This window comes from Pseudomonas sp. 20-5 (assembly GCF_056782835.1).
On record NZ_CM165584.1, the window covers coordinates 234,057 to 252,537 of the forward strand.

The window sequence follows — 18,481 nt, forward strand, 5'->3', positions numbered from 1 at the left end:
GGGTCCGTTGCCGAAGGGGATCAATCCAGCAGGACGCTGGCGCTGTCTTTGGCCACGGCCAGGCAGGCAGCTTCGCCGGTGGCGAAGCGCCGTGCCGTGCCGTTCGGTGTGCGCACCGTCAGCAGGCTGCCGTCGGCCAGGCGCACCCGGTATTGCAGGTCGGTGCCGAGGTAGACCTGGCTTTCCACCGTGCAGGGCAGGCCGCCGCCGGTGTTGGCCGCCAGCAGGTCCAGGCGTTCCGGGCGGATCGACAGGCAGACCCGGGCTCCGGCTGCCAGGCCGTCGCGCGCGGCGGCCTCGAACGCTTCACCGCCGGGACCGCGGTACAGCGCCAGCGGGCCGTCGCGCTGGAGCAGCTCGGCTTCGATGAAATTGGTCTCGCCAATGAAGTCGGCGACAAAGCGGTTGCCGGGGCGCTCGTAGATCTCTTCCGGCGGTCCGACCTGTTGCACCTGGCCCTCGGAGAGCACGGCGATGCGATCGGACATGGTCAGCGCCTCCTCCTGGTCGTGGGTGACGAAAATGAAGGTGATCCCGGTCTTCGCTTGGATCGCCTTGAGTTCCTCGCGCATCGCCTGGCGCAGCTTCAGGTCGAGGGCCGAGAGCGGTTCGTCGAGCAGCAGCACCCGCGGTTGCGGCGCCAGCGCACGGGCCAGTGCCACGCGTTGCTGCTGGCCTCCTGAAAGCTGCCCGGGACGGCGATCGGCGAAACGTTCCATCTGCACCAGGGCGAGCATCTCGCGGACCCGCTCGGCGATCTCCGCCTTGCCCAGGCTGCGTCCCAGTGGGCGCGATTCGAGGCCGAAGGCGAGGTTCTCGGCGATGCTCATGTGCGGGAACAGCGCATAGTGCTGGAACACGGTGTTCACCGGGCGCTCGAAGGGCGGTCGCGCGGCGATGTTCTCGCCGTAGAGGAGGATCTCGCCCTCCGTGGGAAACTCGAAGCCGGCGATCATCCGCAGCAGGGTGGTCTTGCCGCAGCCAGACGGGCCGAGGAGGGTGAAGAACTCATTGTCGCGGATATCCAGGTCGACGCGCTTCAGTGCCACTGGGCCGCTCTCGGGATCGCCGTACACCTTGCGTACCGCGCGGATGGACACTGCATGGGTACGCAGCGAATGCAGGGCACTCATGGACTTACCTCCGATTCCCCTTCGTGCGTGCCGCAATGCGGCGCGACGATGGTTGTTGTTCTTATGGCAGGGCTGGAAAGTAGGCTTCCGCGAGGTGGCGGAAGGGTAGCGCCGGCTTGTGGTCGCCGATGGCTGGAGCGGATGATGCGGAAAAGGGGCGGCTGTCGAAAGCTCAATTTTCTTATATAAGGTGTTAAAAAAATTAACATCTAGCGAGGTTCGCAAGGCCCATGTCGATCCCCCGTTTGCCCCCGTTGAACGCTGTGCGCGCCTTCGAGGCCGCCGCCCGCCTGGGTAGCTACGTGGCGGCGGCGAAAGCCCTGCACGTAACCCAGCCGGCGGTCGGCCGGCATGTCCGGCTGCTGGAAGACTGGCTCGGCGCGCGTCTGTTCGAACGTACTTCGCGTGGCGTGCTGTTGACCCCGGCCGGGCGGCAGTACTACGCCGCGGTGTCCACCGCGTTGCAGCAGATCGCCGAGGCCGGCGGCCAGCTCAGTGGCGCGCGCTGGCTGCGGATCATGGCGGTGCCGGCGTTCTCCCGGCGCTGGCTGACGTCGCGCCTGGAAACCCTCTGCGCACAGCGGCCGGGGCTGAAGATCGCCCTCGAACCCAATCCCACCTTCGACCACGTGGAGGAGCGCAGCGCCGACCTCGGTATCGTCTATGGCCTGCCGGGCCAGTACGCCAACCCGCGCGCGCTGCTGATCCGGCCCAAGGTGTTCCCGGTGTGTTCGCCGGCCTACCTGGCCGCCGCCGGGCCGCTGGAGTCGGCGGAGCAACTGGTCGCGCACAAGCTCATCCATGTCGACGACGGCGAGTGGTGGAACCTCTGGTTCTCCGCCATCGGGGTCGACGTCGAGGTCCGTCCGGCGGTGCTCTACCTGAGCAACGACCATGCCCTGGCGCGGGCCGAGGAGGGTCTCGGCATCGCCCTGGCCAACGAGGTGCTGGTCCGCCAGGAACTGCGCAGCGGCGCTCTGGTGCGGCCCCTGGCCGCCGAGGCGGCACTGGAGTGCTACCAGGTGCTGACCCCGCCCGGCACGCCCTCGGCGGACGTCGAGTGGTTCATCGGCTGGCTGGGCGAGGCCCTGCGCGAAGAGTTTCCGGACGCCGTGACGTCCTGAACGCAGCGCCAGCGCTGCATCGTTAACCCAAGCGTAACGATCATGGCGGCTGCTTGATTGAACAGGCCTGGCGGCCTGCCTAACGTGGCTCCTCACGACAGCGTGAAACCTGGAGCCGACATGACGACACCGATCTCTCCCCCGCCGCAGTGGTCGCGGCGCCGCCAGGAAAAGCAGCGGCGCCTCGAGCGCGTGCGCGGCCTGGCCGACGGCGCGGTGCTGCCGCGCGAACGCCTGGTCGCCGCGCTGGAGGCGCTGATCGCGCCGGGCGATCGGGTGGTGCTGGAAGGCAACAACCAGAAGCAGGCGGATTTCCTCTCCCGTTCGCTGGCGCGGGTCGATCCCGGCAAGCTGCACGACCTGCACATGATCATGCCCAGCGTCGGCCGCCCGGAGCATCTCGACCTGTTCGAACTGGGCATCGCGCGCAAGCTCGACTTCTCCTTCTCCGGCCCGCAGAGCTTGCGCATCGGCCAGTTGCTCGAAGACGGCCTGCTGGAGATCGGCGCGATCCACACCTACATCGAGCTGTACGCGCGGCTGGTGGTCGACCTGATCCCCAACGTCGCACTGGTCGCCGGTTTCGTCGCCGACCGCGAAGGCAACGTGTACACCGGGCCGAGCACCGAAGACACCCCGGCGCTGGTGGAGCCCACCGCGTTCAGCGACGGCATCGTCATCGTCCAGGTCAACCGTATCGTCGACGACCCGCGCGACCTGCCGCGAGTGGATATCCCGGCGTCCTGGGTGGACTTCGTGGTCGAGGCCGACCAGCCGTTCTACATCGAGCCGCTGTTCACCCGCGACCCGCGCCACATCAAGCCGGTCCACGTGCTGATGGCGATGATGGCGATCCGCGGCATCTACCAGCGGCACAACGTGCAGTCGCTGAACCACGGCATCGGTTTCAACACTGCGGCCATCGAGCTGATCCTGCCGACCTACGGCGAGTCCCTCGGCCTGAAGGGCAAGATCTGCCGACACTGGACCCTCAACCCGCACCCGACCCTTATCCCCGCCATCGAGAGCGGCTGGGTCGAGAGCGTGCACTGCTTCGGCACCGAGCTGGGCATGGAGGGCTACATCGCCCAGCGTCCCGACGTGTTCTTCACCGGTCGCGACGGCTCGCTGCGTTCCAATCGGATGTTCTGCCAACTGGCAGGACAATACGCCGTCGACCTGTTCATCGGCGCTACCCTCCAGGTCGACGGCGACGGCCATTCCTCCACCGTCACCCGCGGACGCCTGGCCGGCTTCGGCGGCGCCCCGAACATGGGCCACGACCCGCGCGGCCGGCGCCACTCGACGCCGGCCTGGCTGGACATGCGGGGCGAACCCGAGGCCTTGCTGGAGCGCGGCAGGAAGCTGGTGGTGCAGATGGTCGAGACCTTCCAGGACGGCGGCAAGCCGACCTTCGTCGAGCGCCTCGACGCGCTGGAGGTGGCGCGCCAGACCGGCATGCCGCTGGCGCCGGTGATGATCTATGGCGACGACGTCACCCATGTGCTCACCGAGGAAGGCATCGCCTACCTGTACAAGGCGCGCTCCCTGGAGGAACGCCAGGCGATGATCGCGGCGGTGGCGGGGATCAGTCCGATCGGCCTGCGCCACGATCCGCGCGAGACCCAGCGGATGCGCCGCGAAGGGCTGATCGCGCTGCCCGAGGACCTCGGCATCCGCCGCACCGACGCCTCGCGCGAGCTGCTGGCGGCGAAGAGCATCGCCGAGCTGGTCGAGTGGTCCGGCGGGCTGTACCAGCCGCCGGCGCGTTTCAGGAGCTGGTGATGAACGCCATCGCGAACCTCGCGGCGACGCCGTGCGCCGACCTCGGCGAATGCCTGGCCGACCTGGCGGTGGACGCCCTCATCGACGAAGCCGAACTGTCGCCCAAGCCGGCCCTGGTGGACCGCCGCGGCAATGGCGCGCATGCCGACCTGCACCTGGGCCTGATGCAGGCCTCGGCGCTGAGCCTGTGGCCGTGTTTCAAGGAAATGGCCGACGCCGCCCAGCGGCATGGGCGCATCGATGCGCGCCTGCGCGGCGTCCTTGGCCAACTGGGGCGCGACGGCGAGGCGGCGATGCTGCGTACCACCGAAGGCGTGAACACCCATCGCGGAGCGATCTGGGCGCTCGGCCTGCTGGTCGCGGCCGCCGCTCTCGAACCGCGCCGCACGCAGGCCGGCGAAGTGGCCGCGCGCGCAGGACGCATCGCCCTGCTCGACGATCCGGCGGCCGCCATCGGCGACAGCCACGGCGAGCGCGTCCGTCGGCGCTACGGCGTCGGCGGCGCCCGCGAGGAGGCGCGTCTCGGCTTCCCCCGCGCAGTGCGCCACGGCCTGCCGCAGCTATGGCGCAGCCGCGAAGGCGGCGCTGGCGAGCAGAACGCCAGGCTCGATGCGCTGCTGGCGATCATGAGCGTCCTCGACGATACCTGCGTGCTGCACCGCGCCGGCCGCGTCGGCCTCGCCGCGATGCAGGATGGCGCCCGCGCGGTGCTCGCCGCCGGCGGCAGCGCCAGTCTCGCCGGTCGTCGCCGCCTGTGCGAGCTGGACCGCCGCCTGCTGGCGCTGAACGCTTCGCCCGGCGGCGCCGCCGACCTGCTGGCCGCCTGTCTTTTCCTCGATCGCCTGCCCGCCGTGTCCGGTGGGTGGGCTGGGAGTCTCTGAGATGGAAACCCTGACCTTCGAATTTCCCGCCGGCGCTCCGGCGCGCGGTCGCGCCCTGGCCGGCTGTGTCGGCTCCGGCGACCTGGAGGTGCTGCTCGAGCCGGCCGCCGGAGGCGCGCTGAGCATCCAGGTGGTGACCTCGGTAAACGGCAGCGGCCCGCGCTGGCAACAACTCTTCGCGCGGGTCTTCGCGGCGTCCACGGCGCCGGCCGCGTCGATCCGCATCCACGATTTCGGCGCCACTCCCGGGGTGATCCGCCTGCGCCTGGAGCAGGCACTGGAGGAGGCTGGCCATGACTGACGTCGCCCGCCTGCTGGCGCTGCGCAGCTTCACCGAACTGGGAGCGCGCCAACGCGCCCGCGCCCTGCTTGACGCGGGCAGCTTCCGCGAGTTGCTCGATCCCTTCGCCGGCGTGCAGTCGCCCTGGCTGGAACGACAGGGCATCGTGCCCCAGGCCGACGATGGGGTAGTGGTCGCCCGTGGCCTCCTCGACGGCCAGCCGGCGGTGCTCGCCGCCATCGAAGGTGCTTTCCAGGGCGGCAGCCTTGGCGAAGTCAGCGGAGCGAAGATTGCCGGCGCGCTGGAGCTGGCCGCCGAGGACAATCGCAACGGCGTTCCGACCCGGGCCCTGCTGTTGCTGGAAACCGGTGGCGTGCGCCTGCAGGAAGCCAACCTCGGACTGGCGGCGATCGCCGAGATCCAGGCGGCCATCGTCGATCTGCAGCGCTACCAGCCGGTGGTGGCGGTGATCGCCGGACCGGTCGGCTGCTTCGGCGGCATGTCCATCGCCGCCGGGCTGTGCAGCTACGTGCTGGTGACCCGCGAGGCGCGCCTCGGCTTGAACGGTCCGCAGGTGATCGAACAGGAGGCCGGCATCGCTGAATACGACTCGCGCGACCGGCCGTTCATCTGGAGCCTCACCGGCGGCGAGCAGCGCTTCGCCAGCGGTCTCGCCGACGCCTACCTGGCCGACGACCTCGATGAGGTACGCACCTCGGTACTCGCGTATTTCGCCAAGGGCCTGCCGGCACGGCCGCGCTGCCGCCGCGCCGAGGATTACCTGCGGCGGCTGGGCGACCTCGATACCGCCGAGCAACCGGATGCCGCCGGCGTGCGCTGGCTGTACCAGGGGCTGGGCCAAGGAGATGCAACATGAGCCAACCGTTCGCTTCCCGTGGCCTGGCCTGGTTCCAGGCGCTGGCCGGTAGCCTCGCGCCGCGTCCCGGCGATCCTGCTTCGTTGCGCGTCGCCGATGCCGAGCTGGACGGCTACCCGGTGCGTTTCCTGGCCGTCGTGCCCGATCCCGACAATCCGTTCCCGCGCGCTCGCCAGGGCGAGGTCGGGCTGCTCGAGGGCTGGGGCCTGGCCGCCGCCGTCGACGAGGCGCTGGAGGCCGACCGCGAGGCGCCACGCAAGCGCGCGCTGCTGGCCATCGTCGACGTGCCGAGCCAGGCCTACGGCCGCCGCGAGGAGGCCCTGGGTATCCACCAGGCGCTGGCCGGGGCGGTGGATGCCTACGCCCGCGCCCGACTCGCCGGGCATCCGCTGATCGGCCTGCTGGTGGGCAAGGCGATGTCCGGCGCGTTCCTCGCCCACGGCTACCAGGCCAACCGCCTGATCGCCTTGCACGATCCGGGGGTGATGGTCCACGCCATGGGCAAGGCCGCCGCCGCGCGGATCACCCTGCGCAGCGTCGAGGAACTGGAGGCGTTGGCGGCGAAGGTGCCGCCGATGGCCTACGACATCGACAGCTACGCGTCGCTCGGCCTGCTCTGGAGGACCCTTCCGGTGGAGACCGTCGAGGTGCCGTCGACGGCGGACCTGGTGCGGGTCCGCACCTGCCTGGGCGAGGCCCTGGCCGATATCCTCGGCGGCCCGCGCGACCTCGGCGGCCGCCTCGGCGCGGCCAACCGCGAGGCGTCGGCGCGGGTGCGCCGGCTGCTGCGCGAGCAGTGGTGAATTCAGGAGCGAGCCGTGGTCATCGCGAACAGCTCACAGCGGGGCTCCAGCCGGCGACGGCTCGCTCCTGATCCGATGCGTCGCAGGGCAGGGCCGGAACCCCATGACTTGCTCCTGGGCATGGCGCCGGCGCATTTGCCGGAGAATGCTCCGGCCTGGGTCTGCGCGGCACTGAAGGCCGGCTGGCCGGTGGTGGTGCGCCGTGCGCCGGCAGATCCTGCGCGGGTGGCCATCGGCGTGCGCGGCCTGGCGCGGGAGCAGCGCTGGGCCGGCTGGATGCCGTTGGCGGCAATCACCCGGCGCTTGCGCCCGGAAGCGCTGGGCCAGCGCGAGCCGGCGATGCTGCGCGATCTGCCGGCCTGGCGTGCCTTGCGCGACCTGCGTGCGCCGCTGAACGCGCTGGGACTGGCCTGGGGCGTGACCGGCGGCGCCGGTTTCGAGCTGGCCAGCGGGGTCGCCGTGCTGCATCCGGACAGCGACCTCGACCTGCTGCTGCGCACCCCGCGCCCGTTCCCGCGCGATGACGCGCTGCGCCTGCTGCAGTGCTTCGAGCAGTGTCCCTGCCGGATCGACCTGCAACTGCAGACCCCGGCGGGCGGCGTGGCCCTGCGCGAATGGGCCGAGGGTCGGCCCCGGGTGCTGGCGAAAGGCAGCGAGGCGCCGCTGTTGCTGGAAGACCCCTGGCGGATCGCGGAGGTCGAGGCATGAGCGTGCTGTTCGCCTATCCCGGCCAGGGCGCCCAACGTCCCGGCATGCTCGCGGCCTTGCCCGACGAACCGCCGGTGCGCGCCTGCCTGGAGCAGGCGGCGGACTGTCTCGGCCAGGCGCCGGCCGAACTGGAGAGCGCCGAGGCCTTGCGCGGCACCCGCGCGGTGCAGTTGTGCCTGCTGATCGCCGGGGTCGCCGCCAGCCGCCTGCTGGAGACGCGCGGGCATCGGCCGGGGCTGGTCGCCGGGCTGTCCATCGGCGCCTATCCGGCGGCGGTGGTAGCCGGCGCGCTGGACTTCGACGACGCGCTGCGTCTGGTGGCGCTGCGTGGCGAACTGATGCAGGCCGCCTGGCCCGAGGGCTACGGGATGAGCGCCATCCTCGGTCTCGAACAGGCGCAACTGGAAGCGCTGATCCTGGCGGTGCGGCGCGAGCACCCGCCGCTCTACCTGGCCAACGTCAACGCCGAGCGGCAACTGGTGGTGGCCGGCAGCGAAGCGGCTCTGGCCGCCCTCGCCGAACGCGCCCGTGCCGCCGGCGCCAGCGCGGCGAAGCGCCTGGCGGTGAGCGTACCGTCGCACTGTGCGCTGCTCGACGAACCGGCCGCGCGCCTGGCCGAAGCCTTCGCCGGCATCCGCCTGCATCGGCCGCGCGTGCCCTACCTGAGCAGCAGCCGGGCGCGCCTGGTCGCCGAACCGGCCGCGCTGGCCGACGATCTCGCCGGCAACATGGCGCGCCGCGTCGAGTGGCTGGCGACATTGCGCAGCGCCTACGAGCGCGGTGCCCGCCTGCATCTCGAGCTGCCGCCGGGACGGGTCCTCAGCGGTCTGGCGCGGCCTCTGTTCGGCTGCGCCACGCCGGCCTTCGAAGGCTCCCGGGCGGATACCCTGGACGCGCTGTTGCGCGAGGAGGAAAAGAGAACCCGATAAGCGTTCGTTCGAGGCATAAAAACAACAACATCGATCCGCAACCGAGGACAACAATAATGATTATCTACGGTGTCGCACTGCTGTCTCTGTGTACCCTCGCCGGGCTGTTCATCGGCGAGATCCTTGGCGTGCTGCTCGGCGTGCCGGCCAACGTCGGTGGCGTCGGCATCGCCATGCTGCTGCTGATCTTCGTCGGCAGCTACCTGGGCAAGCGTGGCCTGCTCTCGGCGAAGACCGAGCAGGGCGTGGAGTTCTGGAGCGCGGTCTACATTCCCATCGTGGTCGCCATGGCCGCCCAGCAGAATGTCCTCGGCGCGCTGAGCGGCGGGCCGGCCGCTATCCTCGCCGGCATCGCCGCGGTCGCCGTGGCCTTCGCCCTGGTCCCGCTGCTCGACCGCTTCGGCCGGAAGAAAGCCGAAGGCGCCCGGCCATTGAAACCGCGCACCAGCGTGCAGGGGTGAGCGCCATGTTCGAGTCCCTGAACAAAGTCATCAATGGCTACGGCCTGATCAGCGGCTTCGCCATCATCGGCGTGACCATGGCGGTGTCCTACTGGTTGTCGGCGCGCCTCACCCGCGGGCGCCTGCACGGCTCGGCGATCGCGATCTTCCTCGGCCTGGTGCTGTCCTACGTCGGCGGCGTCGCCACCGGCGGGCAGAAAGGATTGGTGGACGTGCCCCTGATGTCCGGTATCGGCCTGCTGGGTGGCGCCATGCTGCGCGACTTCGCCATCGTCGCCACGGCCTTCGGGGTGAATGTCGAGGAACTGCGTCGGGCAGGGGTTTCCGGGGTGGTGTCGCTGTTCCTCGGGGTCGGTTCGTCGTTCGTCGCCGGGGTCGCGGTGGCCATGGCGTTCGGCTACACCGATGCGGTCAGCCTGACCACCATCGGCGCCGGTGCGGTCACCTACATCGTCGGACCGGTGACCGGCGCCGCCCTGGGGGCCAGCTCCGAGGTGATGGCGCTGAGCATCGCCGCCGGGTTGGTGAAGGCGATCCTGGTGATGGTCCTGACGCCTTTCGTCGCGCCCTACATCGGCCTGAACAATCCACGTACGGCGGTGATCTTCGGTGGTCTCATGGGCACCTCCAGCGGCGTCGCCGGCGGCCTCGCCGCCACCGACCCGAAGCTGGTGCCCTACGGTTGCCTGACCGCGGCGTTCTATACCGCCATCGGTTGCCTGCTGGGGCCGTCGCTGCTGTATTTCAGCGTGCGCGGCCTGGTTGGGTGAGCGGGCTCGTCCGGGCACCCTCTCCCTGAAGGGCGAGGGTTGGGGAGAGGTCAGCGGGCCAGCGGTAATGTGGACTTCCGTCCGCTATCCCGCCGCCTCCTGCTCCAGGCGCAGGCTGTACATCCGGCACTCCGCGAGCAACGCCAGCAGGTTCGGGTCGCGCTCCTTGGCCTTGAGGAACACCACGCCGATGTGCTGCTGCAGGCGATAGCGCGGTTGCAGCGGGATCAGCCGCACGCGGTTCTCGTAGACCGCCTCGATGCGTTTGGGCAGCAGCGCATGGCCGACCCCCGAGCTGACCATGCTGAGGAGGGTGAAGATGTCGTTCACCTGCATGGCGATCTGCGGTTCGAAGCCGGCCTGCTGGAACACCCGGGTGCCGTCCTGATGGGTGGCGAAGCCCTGGGTGAGCGTGACGAAGGGCGTGTCGCGCAGGGTGCTGAGATCGATCTCGGCGAGCCTGGCGTAGGGCGAGTCCACCGGCACGGCGAGGAAGATGTCATCGGAGAACAGCGGCAGGTGCTCGCAGTCGGGATCGCTGACGCTGTCGTTGAGCGACACCAGGATGGCGTCCAGCTCCATGTTCTTCAGCTGGTAGAACAGATCGACGTTGGAGCCGAGGATCAGGTCGATGTTCAGCGCGCTGCGTCGCAGCTTGAGGCCCATGATCAGTTGCGGCACGGTCTTCACCGTCAGCGAATAGAGCGCGCCGAGCTTGAAACGCTCGGCGGAGAAGCCGGCCGCCTCGCGGGTCAGGCGCACCGTGTCGAGTACCTCCTGGACCAGCTTCTGCGCGCGCTCCTCGAGCACGTAGGCGCTTTCCAGCGGGGTCAGGTTGCGTCCCTCGTGCTTGAACAGCGGGCAGCGCAGGGCGCTTTCCAGCGAGTGGATGGCGCGGTGCACGCTGACGTTGCTGGTGCCCAGTTCCGCCGCCGCGCGCGCCAGGTTGCCGGTGCGCATGAAGGCGAGGAAGGTTTCCAGCTTCTTGAGGGTGATTTCTTCGTCGATCAGCATCCGCGTTCCCCTGGCCGGTGGCGTCGGGGGATTGTGCCTGAGGCGGCGCGGGAGGGGTAAAAAGGGCCGTCATGTCCTAGCGCGTGGCGGAGCATGACGGCCTGGAAACGCCTTGGGGAAGGCGGAGTTGCACTGACCGGATGGAATCTCGCTTCGGCAGCCTGAGCCGCCGATAGGCTAACGGAACTCAGCGGATGGAGCGGATGGAGCGGATGGAGCCCTTGCTGCCGGTGACCTTGACGTCGACCTTCTTGAACAGGAAGTAGTCGTTCACCGAAACCTCGTAGCGCGGCGCCACGATCAGGTCGGCATTGGAGTTCTTCACCGCCTTGAACGCGGCGGCGGCCTTGGCCGAGGACACCGGGTCGAAGGCGCCGAGGCTCAGGCCCGAGCCGCTTTCTGCGCCGTAGGTGACGCCGTCGGCGAACTGGCTGTCGCCGCCGAACTTGAGGAAGCCGAACAGGATATTGACCGAGGAGTCTCCGCTGATCGGCTCGCCGACGGCGACGTCGGCCTTGAGGTCGGTTTTCACCGCGCCGGCCACCGGGGCGATGGGCTGGCTGACGTTGTAGCTGGCGCAGCCGGTCAGCGAGGCTGCGGCGAACAGCAGGGCGGGCAACAGGAACTTCTTCATCTGACTCTCCATGATGATTCATCGATGAGGCGGCAGGCCCGAATGTCCATCGATCCCTGGGCGCTGCCGGACTGCCGGACCGGGGTGGTCCGGAGCGCCGGCCACCCTAGCAACGGAGGCTTTTTGCCACAGTCATCGGATTCGTCTTTGTCAGAAAGAAAGTTCCTCTTGGAATGTCGGAAAGCTGAGGGTCAGTGCCGGCGCTCGGCAAGCTTGCCCAGTCGCTCCCGGCAGTAGTCGACGAACAATCGTGCCGGCTTGGTCAGTTGCGCGCGTTTCAGCCAGGCGGCGGCGAGCCCGGAGGTGGACACCGGCTCGGCGAGGTCGACCATGACCACCTTCTTGCCGTCGTAGGTGCATTCCGAATGCGGGCGGGTGACCAGCAGGGAGAAGCCGAAGCCCTGGCCGACCATGCCGCGCACCATCTCGATGGACGGCGAGCTGAAGGCGATGTTCGGCGTCAGGCCGAGTTCCTCGAACAGGCTGACGAAATAGGTGCGGCTGGGCTGCACGTCGAGCAGGATCATCGGTTCCAGGCACAGGTCGCGCAGCGACACTTGCGCCTGCCCGGCGAAGCGGTGCCCTTCGGGGAGCAGCGCGTGGGGTCGTTGCGGCGGCATCAGCGGCTCGGTCTCGATGGTCGAGTCGAGGTCGTGCTCGTAGAGGAAGGCCAGGTCGAAGCGCCCGGAGGTGAGGCCTTGCACCAGTTCCTGCTGCTCGCCGTCGCGTATGCGGATCTCCACCCCCGGATAGGCCTGGCGAAAGCCGGCGATCAGGCCCGGCAGGTAGAGCGGGGCGACCGTCTCGAAGCAGCCGATGTCGATCTGCCCGGCGATCACGTCGTTGTCGGCCAGGGCGTTCTGCTCGAACTCGTGGGCCATCCGCAGCAGTTCCTGCGCCTTGCGGTAGAAGCGCGCGCCGGCGGGGGTCAGCGACACGCCCTGGGCGTGGTGGCGGATGAACAGCTGCACGCCGAAGCTTTCCTCCAGACCCTTCACCGCCGTGGAGATCGACGGCTGGGCGATGTACAGCTTGCGCGAGGCCTCGGCCACGCTGCCGCATTCCACGGTGGTCACGAAATACTTGAGTTGCCGCAAGGTATAGGACGCCACTGCAAGACCTCATCGGCGCATCATCCTCCCCGGGCCGGGCGTGCGCGCCTCGATTGTTGTGTCCGCCGCGCTGCAAGCAAGTTGCAGGCCGCTGCCGAGCGTCGCGGCGCTGGCCGCGACGACGATTGCCCGCCTGCACGATAACCCAGCACGACGCACTTTGCCGGGGCACGCCTGGCCAGCTTTTTCTTATGTCCCGAGGACATTTTTAATAATTTTCCTTCGCCGCGGCTTGCGCGACCATCCTTCCCCATCGACCCCATGGACAGCGGTCCGCCTCCCGGCGGTCCGGGCCATGCGTGCAGAACCACGACCGGCGCAGACCGGCGAGATAACAAGGAGAAGGTGGGGTGTTCGAACTCAGCGATTGGCAACGGCGCGCCGCGACACAGCGCTTCATCGACCAGGCCCTGATCGGCGGCCGCCAGCGTCCAGCCGCCAGCGGCGCTACCTTCGACGCCATCGATCCGGCGAGCAATCGCCTGCTGGCGCGGGTCGCGGCCTGCGATGCGGCCGACGTCGACGCGGCAGTGGCCGCCGCCCGCCGCGCCTTCGACGAAGGCCCCTGGGCGCGTCTCGCCCCGGTCGAGCGCAAGCGCGTGCTGCTGCGCCTGGCCGAGCTGATGCTGGCCCATCGCGAAGAGCTGGCGCTGCTCGACTCGCTGAACATGGGCAAGCCGGTGATGGACGCCTGGAACATCGATGTACCCGGCGCCGCCCACGTCTTCGCCTGGTATGCGGAAAGCCTCGACAAGCTCTACGACCAGGTCGCGCCGACCGCCCAGCAGACCCTGGCCACCATTACCCGCGTGCCGCTGGGGGTGATCGGCGCGGTGGTGCCGTGGAACTTCCCGCTCGACATGGCCGCCTGGAAGCTCGCCCCGGCCCTGGCCGCCGGCAACTCGGTGGTGCTCAAGCCGGCCGAGCAGTCGCCGTTCTCCGCCCTGCGCCTGGCCGAGCTGGCCCTGGAGGCGGGGGTGCCGGAAGGCGTGCTGAACGTGGTGCCGGGCCTCGGCGAGCAGGCCGGCAAGGCCCTCGGCCTGCACCCGGAGGTGGACGCACTGGTGTTCACCGGCTCCACCGAGGTCGGCAAGTACTTCATGCAGTATTCCGCGCAATCCAACCTCAAGCAGGTCTGGCTGGAGTGCGGCGGCAAGAGTCCGAACCTGGTGTTCGCCGATTGCCGCGATCTTGACCTGGCGGCGGAAAAGGCCGCCTTCGGCATTTTCTTCAACCAGGGCGAGGTCTGTTCGGCGAACTCGCGCTTGCTGGTGGAGCGTTCGATCCACGACGAGTTCGTCGAGCGCCTGCTGGCCAAGGCCCGCGACTGGCAGCCGGGCGATCCGCTGGACCCGGCCAGCCGCGCCGGCGCCATCGTCGACCGCCGGCAGACCGCCGGGATTCTCGCCGCCATCGAGCGGGCGCAAGGCGAGGGCGCGACCATGCTCGGCGGTGGCCGCCAGTTGACGATCAACGGTTCGGACAACTTCATCGAACCGACCCTGTTCGGCGACGTACGCCCGGACATGCAGCTGGCCCGCGAGGAAATCTTCGGTCCGGTGCTGGCGATCAGCGCCTTCGACTCCGAGGACGAGGCCATACGCCTGGCCAACGACAGCCGCTACGGCCTCGCCGCCTCGCTGTGGAGCGACGACCTGCACCGTGCACACCGGGTGGCGCGGCGCTTGAATGCCGGAACGGTGTCGGTGAATACCGTGGACGCGCTGGACGTCGCGGTGCCTTTCGGCGGCGGCAAGCAGTCCGGCTTCGGTCGCGACCTGTCGCTGCATTCCTTCGACAAGTACACCCAGTTGAAGACGACCTGGTTCCAGTTGCGCTGAAGACGCGACGGACGCGACACAACTCGATGCCGATAACGACAACAAGAGGACGATCGAATGAACGACACGCCGAACGTGCGTGAGCCGGCCCTGCGCCGCGTGCTCGGGCTGGGACCGCTGCTGGCGGTGGCCATCGGCCTGGTGGTTTCCCAGGGCGTGATGGTACTGATGCTGCAAGGCGCCGGGACGGCCGGCCTGGGCTTCATCGTGCCGCTGGGAGTGGCCTACCTGCTGGCGCTGAGCTACGCCTTTTCCTTTTCCGAGCTGGCCCTGATGATTCCCCGCGCCGGTAGCCTGAGCAGCTACACCGAGGTGGCCATCGGGCATTTCCCGGCGATCCTGGCGACCTTTTCCGGCTACGTGGTGGTGGCGATGTTCGCCCTCTCGGCGGAACTGCTGCTGCTCGACCTGATCATCGGCAAGGTCTACCCCGGCGCGCTGCCGCCGATGCTGGTGGCCTACGGCGTGCTCGGCCTGTTCACCCTGCTCAACCTGCTCGGCATCGACATCTTCGCGCGCCTGCAGAGCGCCCTGGCGCTGCTGATGATGATCGTCCTGCTGGTGCTCGGCCTGGGTGCGGTGAGCAGCGACCACGCTTCCGCGCAGACCGCCCTGGCGAGCGGCTGGAACCCGCTCGGGGTAAGCGCCCTGGCGCTCACCGCGATGGCCGTGTGGGGCTTCGTCGGCGCCGAGTTCGTCTGCCCGCTGGTGGAGGAGACGCGGCGTCCGGAGCGCAACATCCCGCGTTCGATGATCCTCGGCCTGAGCATCATCTTCCTGACCATCGCCCTCTACTGCTTCGGTGCGCTGCTGTGCATCCCGCAGGCGGAACTGGCCGGCGACCCGCTGCCACACTTCCTCTTCGCCAACCGCGTGTTCGGCGAGTACGGCCAGCTGTTCCTGGTGATCGCCGCGATCACCGCCACCTGCAGCACCCTCAACTCGTCGCTGGCGGCGATCCCGCGGATGCTCTACGGGATGGCGCAGAACGGCCAGGCCTTCCCGCAATTCAAGCAGCTCAGCCGGCGGGCGCGCACGCCCTGGGTGGCGGTGCTGTTCGTCGCCGCGATCACCGGCCTGCCGATCCTGATCCTCGGCCAGGACCCGGACTCGATCAACCTGCTGCTGCTCGCCGCCGCGCTGGCCTGGCTGCTGGCCTACATCATCGCCCACGTCGACGTGCTGGCCCTGCGCCGTCGCTATCCGCACATCGCCCGTCCGTTCCGCACGCCGTTCTACCCGCTGCCGCAACTGTTCGGCATCGCCGGGATGATCTACGCGGTGGTCCACGTCTCGCCGACCCCGGAAATGACCGGACGGATCTTCGCCAGCGCCGGCGTGGTGCTCGGCGTGGTCTCGCTGGTGGCGGTGGTGTGGATCAAGGGCGTGATGCGCAAGCCCCTCTTCGTACCCGAACCGCTCGAGACGGCCGGTGAGACTGCCCAGGGCAAGTCCGTCGCCCTCGATCCCCTGCAATCCCCTTCGGCCTGACGCGCCAAGGGAACAAGGAGAACACAGACGATGACCGCTCAGCTCAACCCGCAGCGCGACACCCGCGACTACCAGCAACTGGACGCCGCGCACCACATCCACGCCTTCCTCGACCAGAAGGCGCTGAACCGCGAAGGCCCGCGGGTGATGGTCCGCGGCGATGGCCTGCAGCTCTGGGACAACGACGGCAAGCGCTACCTGGACGGCATGTCCGGCCTCTGGTGCACCAACCTCGGCTACGGCCGCCAGGACCTCGCCGCCGCCGCCAGCCGCCAGCTGGAACAACTGCCGTACTACAACATGTTCTTCCACACCACCCACCCGGCGGTGGTGGAGCTTTCCGAGATGCTCTTCAGCCTGCTGCCGGACCACTACAGCCACGCGATCTACACCAACTCCGGCTCCGAGGCCAACGAGGTGCTGATCCGTACCGTGCGGCGCTACTGGCAGATCCTCGGCAAGCCGCAGAAGAAGATCATGATCGGCCGCTGGAACGGCTACCACGGCTCGACCCTGGGCAGCACCGCGCTCGGCGGGATGAAGTTCATGCACGAGATGGGCGGCATGCTGCCGGACTTCGCCCACATCGACGAACCCTACTGGTACGCCAACGGCGGCGAGCTGAGCCCGGCCGAGTTCGGTCGCCGCGCGGCGCTGCAACTGGAGGAGAAGATCCTCGAACTGGGCGCGGAGAACGTCGCCGCCTTCGTCGCCGAGCCCTTCCAGGGCGCCGGCGGCATGATCTTCCCGCCGCAAAGCTATTGGCCGGAGATCCAGCGCATCTGCCGGCAGTACGACGTGCTGCTGTGCGCCGACGAAGTGATCGGCGGCTTCGGCCGCACCGGCGAATGGTTCGCCCACGAACACTTCGGCTTCCAGCCGGACACCCTGTCCATCGCCAAGGGCCTGACGTCCGGCTACATCCCCATGGGCGGCCTGGTACTCGGCAAGCGCATCGCCGAGGTGCTGGTGGAGCAGGGCGGGGTGTTCGCCCACGGCCTGACCTATTCCGGGCACCCGGTGGCGGCGGCGGTGGCCATCGCCAACCTCAAGGCGCTGCGCGACGAGGGCGTGGTCACGCGGGTCAGGGAGGAGACCGGACCCTACCTGCAACGCTGCCTGCGCGAGGTCTTCGGCGACCATCCGCTGGTCGGCGAGGTCCAGGGCGCCGGCTTCGTCGCCGCGCTGCAGTTCGCCGAGGACAAGGCGACCCGCAAGCGCTTCGCCAACGAGAACGATCTGGCCTGGCGCTGCCGCACCATCGGCTTCGAGGAGGGCGTGATCATCCGCTCCACCCTCGGCCGCATGATCATGGCCCCGGCGCTGGTGGCCGGGCGTGCCGAGATCGACGAACTGATCGACAAGACCCGTATCGCGGTGGATCGCACCGCGCGCGAGATCGGCGTGCTCTGACGCGCCCCGGCGGCCCGGCCTCGGCCGGGTCGCCTGCGACACGGAGCGTCCCCCCATAACGACGATGCGGCGCCTGGCGACCGCGCGCGGAACCGTTTCGGCCTCTGGCCGGCAACTGCCTCAGCAACATCACAACAATGCCAATCGGCTGTGGGAGTGTTCCATGTTCAAGTCCTTGCACCAGTACGCACACGTGTTTTCCCGGTTGTCCCTGTTCGGCCTGGCGTTCGCCGCGGCGGCCCAGGCGCAGAGCCAGAGCCTGACGGTGATCTCCTTCGGCGGCGCGACCAAGGCCGCCCAGGAACAGGCCTATTTCAAACCCTTCGAGCGAAGCGGCGGCGGGCAGGTGGTCGCCGGCGAATACAACGGCGAAATGGCCAAGGTGAAGGCCATGGTCGACGTCGGCAAGGTCAGCTGGGACGTGGTCGAGGTGGAGAGCCCCGAACTGCTCCGCGGCTGCGACGAGGGGCTGTTCGAACGCCTCGACCCGGCGCGTTTCGGCGACCCCGCGCAGTTCGTCCCCGGCACTTTCAGCGAGTGCGGGGTGGCCACCTACGTCTGGTCGATGGTGATGGCCTACGACTCGACGAAGCTGGCCAGGGCGCCGCAGTCCTGGGCGGATTTCTGGAACGTCCGCGAGTTCCCCGGCAAGCGTGGCCTGCGCAAGGGCGCCAAGTACACCCTGGAAGTGGCGTTGCTGGCCGACGGGGTGAAGGCGGAGGACCTCTACAAGGTACTTGCCACCCCGGAGGGGGTCAGCCGCGCCTTCGCCAAGCTCGACCAGCTCAAGCCGAACATCCAGTGGTGGGAGGCCGGCGCCCAGCCGCCGCAATGGCTGGCGGCCGGCGACGTGGTGATGAGCGCGGCCTACAACGGGCGCATCGCCGCTGCGCAGAAGGAGGGGGTGAAACTGGCCATCGTCTGGCCCGGCAGTCTCTACGATCCGGAGTACTGGGCGGTGGTGAAGGGCACGCCGAACAAGGCGCTGGCGGAGAAATTCATCGCCTTCGCCAGCCAGCCGCAGACGCAGAAGGTGTTCTCCGAGCAGATCCCCTACGGGCCGGTACACAAGGGCACCCTGGCGTTGCTGCCGAAGACGGTGCAGGAGGCGCTGCCGACCGCGCCGGCCAACCTCGAAGGCGCGCGGGCGGTGGATGCCGAGTTCTGGGTGGACCACGGCGAGGAGCTGGAACAGCGTTTCAATGCCTGGGCGGCGCGCTGAGCG

General features: G+C 69.0%; 18 protein-coding genes. 14 read left to right on the plus strand and 4 right to left on the minus strand.

Going from position 1 to position 18,481, the window contains the following annotated elements; all coding sequences use genetic code 11:
- Nucleotides 1–20 precede the first annotated feature (20 nt).
- Nucleotides 21–1,133: an ABC transporter ATP-binding protein gene (locus tag AC1RB9_RS01070; RefSeq protein WP_003106181.1), complete on the minus strand. Its 1,113-nt coding sequence runs from the start codon at nucleotides 1,131–1,133 to the stop codon at nucleotides 21–23.
- A 230-nt stretch (nucleotides 1,134–1,363) separates the two neighbouring features.
- On the opposite strand from AC1RB9_RS01070, the gene AC1RB9_RS01075 reads away from it, so the two are divergent.
- The 10 genes from AC1RB9_RS01075 to madM all read left to right on the plus strand — a co-directional run bounded on the left by AC1RB9_RS01075 (nucleotide 1,364) and on the right by madM (nucleotide 9,751).
- A complete protein-coding gene (locus tag AC1RB9_RS01075) occupies nucleotides 1,364–2,257 on the plus strand; it encodes a LysR substrate-binding domain-containing protein (RefSeq protein WP_003106182.1) in 894 nt (297 codons plus the stop codon).
- 120 nt (nucleotides 2,258–2,377) lie between these two features.
- Nucleotides 2,378–4,042 (plus strand): malonate decarboxylase subunit alpha, encoded by a 1,665-nt coding sequence (gene mdcA, locus AC1RB9_RS01080; RefSeq protein ID WP_003145070.1) that lies wholly within the window; start codon nucleotides 2,378–2,380, stop codon nucleotides 4,040–4,042.
- A complete protein-coding gene (locus tag AC1RB9_RS01085) occupies nucleotides 4,042–4,923 on the plus strand; it encodes a triphosphoribosyl-dephospho-CoA synthase (protein WP_003117235.1) in 882 nt (293 codons plus the stop codon). Before mdcA ends, AC1RB9_RS01085 begins: the two co-directional genes overlap by 1 nt.
- A 1-nt stretch (nucleotide 4,924) precedes the next feature.
- Nucleotides 4,925–5,224: a malonate decarboxylase subunit delta gene (locus AC1RB9_RS01090; protein ID WP_003161987.1), complete on the plus strand. Its 300-nt coding sequence runs from the start codon at nucleotides 4,925–4,927 to the stop codon at nucleotides 5,222–5,224.
- Complete coding sequence (locus AC1RB9_RS01095; RefSeq protein ID WP_003161986.1) at nucleotides 5,217–6,080, plus strand: biotin-independent malonate decarboxylase subunit beta; 864 nt, start codon at nucleotides 5,217–5,219, stop codon at nucleotides 6,078–6,080. The genes AC1RB9_RS01090 and AC1RB9_RS01095 overlap by 8 nt, the downstream gene beginning before the upstream one ends.
- Nucleotides 6,077–6,883 carry a biotin-independent malonate decarboxylase subunit gamma gene (gene mdcE, locus AC1RB9_RS01100; protein ID WP_003112668.1) on the plus strand — a complete coding sequence of 269 codons (807 nt, stop codon included), beginning with the start codon at nucleotides 6,077–6,079 and terminating at the stop codon, nucleotides 6,881–6,883. The genes AC1RB9_RS01095 and mdcE overlap by 4 nt, the downstream gene beginning before the upstream one ends.
- Before the next feature lie 15 nt (nucleotides 6,884–6,898).
- Nucleotides 6,899–7,591: a malonate decarboxylase holo-ACP synthase gene (locus AC1RB9_RS01105; RefSeq protein WP_003118606.1), complete on the plus strand. Its 693-nt coding sequence runs from the start codon at nucleotides 6,899–6,901 to the stop codon at nucleotides 7,589–7,591.
- Nucleotides 7,588–8,520: a malonate decarboxylase subunit epsilon gene (mdcH, locus tag AC1RB9_RS01110; RefSeq protein ID WP_003112670.1), complete on the plus strand. Its 933-nt coding sequence runs from the start codon at nucleotides 7,588–7,590 to the stop codon at nucleotides 8,518–8,520. The genes AC1RB9_RS01105 and mdcH overlap by 4 nt, the downstream gene beginning before the upstream one ends.
- 56 nt (nucleotides 8,521–8,576) lie before the next feature.
- The gene (gene madL, locus AC1RB9_RS01115; RefSeq protein ID WP_003112671.1) at nucleotides 8,577–8,981 is read left to right on the plus strand and encodes a malonate transporter subunit MadL; all 405 of its coding nucleotides are present in this window, start codon (nucleotides 8,577–8,579) and stop codon (nucleotides 8,979–8,981) included.
- Nucleotides 8,982–8,986: 5 nt separating this feature from the next.
- Nucleotides 8,987–9,751 carry a malonate transporter subunit MadM gene (madM, locus tag AC1RB9_RS01120; protein WP_003084016.1) on the plus strand — a complete coding sequence of 255 codons (765 nt, stop codon included), beginning with the start codon at nucleotides 8,987–8,989 and terminating at the stop codon, nucleotides 9,749–9,751.
- Between the two features lie 84 nt (nucleotides 9,752–9,835).
- On the opposite strand, the gene AC1RB9_RS01125 is transcribed toward madM, so the two are convergent.
- The 3 genes from AC1RB9_RS01125 to AC1RB9_RS01135 form a co-directional block, all read right to left on the minus strand.
- The gene (locus AC1RB9_RS01125) at nucleotides 9,836–10,765 is read right to left on the minus strand and encodes a LysR family transcriptional regulator (RefSeq protein WP_003084019.1); all 930 of its coding nucleotides are present in this window, start codon (nucleotides 10,763–10,765) and stop codon (nucleotides 9,836–9,838) included.
- A 187-nt stretch (nucleotides 10,766–10,952) separates the two neighbouring features.
- Nucleotides 10,953–11,399, minus strand: a complete 447-nt coding sequence (locus AC1RB9_RS01130) for a hypothetical protein (RefSeq protein WP_003459061.1) — start codon at nucleotides 11,397–11,399, stop codon at nucleotides 10,953–10,955.
- Between the two features lie 191 nt (nucleotides 11,400–11,590).
- Complete coding sequence (locus AC1RB9_RS01135; protein ID WP_003162023.1) at nucleotides 11,591–12,511, minus strand: LysR substrate-binding domain-containing protein; 921 nt, start codon at nucleotides 12,509–12,511, stop codon at nucleotides 11,591–11,593.
- 350 nt (nucleotides 12,512–12,861) lie between these two features.
- On the opposite strand from AC1RB9_RS01135, the gene AC1RB9_RS01140 reads away from it, so the two are divergent.
- The 4 genes from AC1RB9_RS01140 (at nucleotide 12,862) to AC1RB9_RS01155 (ending at nucleotide 18,478) form a co-directional block, all read left to right on the plus strand.
- Nucleotides 12,862–14,352 (plus strand): aldehyde dehydrogenase, encoded by a 1,491-nt coding sequence (locus AC1RB9_RS01140; protein WP_003162024.1) that lies wholly within the window; start codon nucleotides 12,862–12,864, stop codon nucleotides 14,350–14,352.
- 57 nt (nucleotides 14,353–14,409) lie between these two features.
- A complete protein-coding gene (locus AC1RB9_RS01145) occupies nucleotides 14,410–15,843 on the plus strand; it encodes an APC family permease (RefSeq protein ID WP_003084045.1) in 1,434 nt (477 codons plus the stop codon).
- 30 nt (nucleotides 15,844–15,873) lie between these two features.
- Complete coding sequence (locus tag AC1RB9_RS01150; protein ID WP_003101901.1) at nucleotides 15,874–17,256, plus strand: aspartate aminotransferase family protein; 1,383 nt, start codon at nucleotides 15,874–15,876, stop codon at nucleotides 17,254–17,256.
- A 163-nt stretch (nucleotides 17,257–17,419) separates the two neighbouring features.
- Nucleotides 17,420–18,478, plus strand: coding sequence for an ABC transporter substrate-binding protein (locus AC1RB9_RS01155; RefSeq protein WP_003101898.1), 1,059 nt, complete (start codon nucleotides 17,420–17,422; stop codon nucleotides 18,476–18,478).
- The last annotated feature ends 3 nt before the right edge of the window (nucleotides 18,479–18,481 follow it).

Excerpts from the sequence above, each read along its gene's own strand:
- madM (WP_003084016.1), top strand. The coding sequence starts at position 8,987 with ATGTTCGAGTCCCTGAACAAAGTCATCAATGGCTACGGCCTGATCAGC.
- AC1RB9_RS01095 (WP_003161986.1), top strand. The coding sequence starts at position 5,217 with ATGACTGACGTCGCCCGCCTGCTGGCGCTGCGCAGCTTCACCGAACTG.
- madL (WP_003112671.1), top strand. The coding sequence starts at position 8,577 with ATGATTATCTACGGTGTCGCACTGCTGTCTCTGTGTACCCTCGCCGGG.
- AC1RB9_RS01145 (WP_003084045.1), top strand. The coding sequence starts at position 14,410 with ATGAACGACACGCCGAACGTGCGTGAGCCGGCCCTGCGCCGCGTGCTC.
- AC1RB9_RS01130 (WP_003459061.1), bottom strand. The coding sequence starts at position 11,399 with ATGAAGAAGTTCCTGTTGCCCGCCCTGCTGTTCGCCGCAGCCTCGCTG.
- AC1RB9_RS01150 (WP_003101901.1), top strand. The coding sequence starts at position 15,874 with ATGACCGCTCAGCTCAACCCGCAGCGCGACACCCGCGACTACCAGCAA.
- mdcH (WP_003112670.1), top strand. The coding sequence starts at position 7,588 with ATGAGCGTGCTGTTCGCCTATCCCGGCCAGGGCGCCCAACGTCCCGGC.
- AC1RB9_RS01085 (WP_003117235.1), top strand. The coding sequence starts at position 4,042 with ATGAACGCCATCGCGAACCTCGCGGCGACGCCGTGCGCCGACCTCGGC.
- AC1RB9_RS01090 (WP_003161987.1), top strand. The coding sequence starts at position 4,925 with ATGGAAACCCTGACCTTCGAATTTCCCGCCGGCGCTCCGGCGCGCGGT.
- mdcE (WP_003112668.1), top strand. The coding sequence starts at position 6,077 with ATGAGCCAACCGTTCGCTTCCCGTGGCCTGGCCTGGTTCCAGGCGCTG.
- AC1RB9_RS01125 (WP_003084019.1), bottom strand. The coding sequence starts at position 10,765 with ATGCTGATCGACGAAGAAATCACCCTCAAGAAGCTGGAAACCTTCCTC.
- mdcA (WP_003145070.1), top strand. The coding sequence starts at position 2,378 with ATGACGACACCGATCTCTCCCCCGCCGCAGTGGTCGCGGCGCCGCCAG.
- AC1RB9_RS01075 (WP_003106182.1), top strand. The coding sequence starts at position 1,364 with ATGTCGATCCCCCGTTTGCCCCCGTTGAACGCTGTGCGCGCCTTCGAG.
- AC1RB9_RS01155 (WP_003101898.1), top strand. The coding sequence starts at position 17,420 with ATGTTCAAGTCCTTGCACCAGTACGCACACGTGTTTTCCCGGTTGTCC.
- AC1RB9_RS01070 (WP_003106181.1), bottom strand. The coding sequence starts at position 1,133 with ATGAGTGCCCTGCATTCGCTGCGTACCCATGCAGTGTCCATCCGCGCG.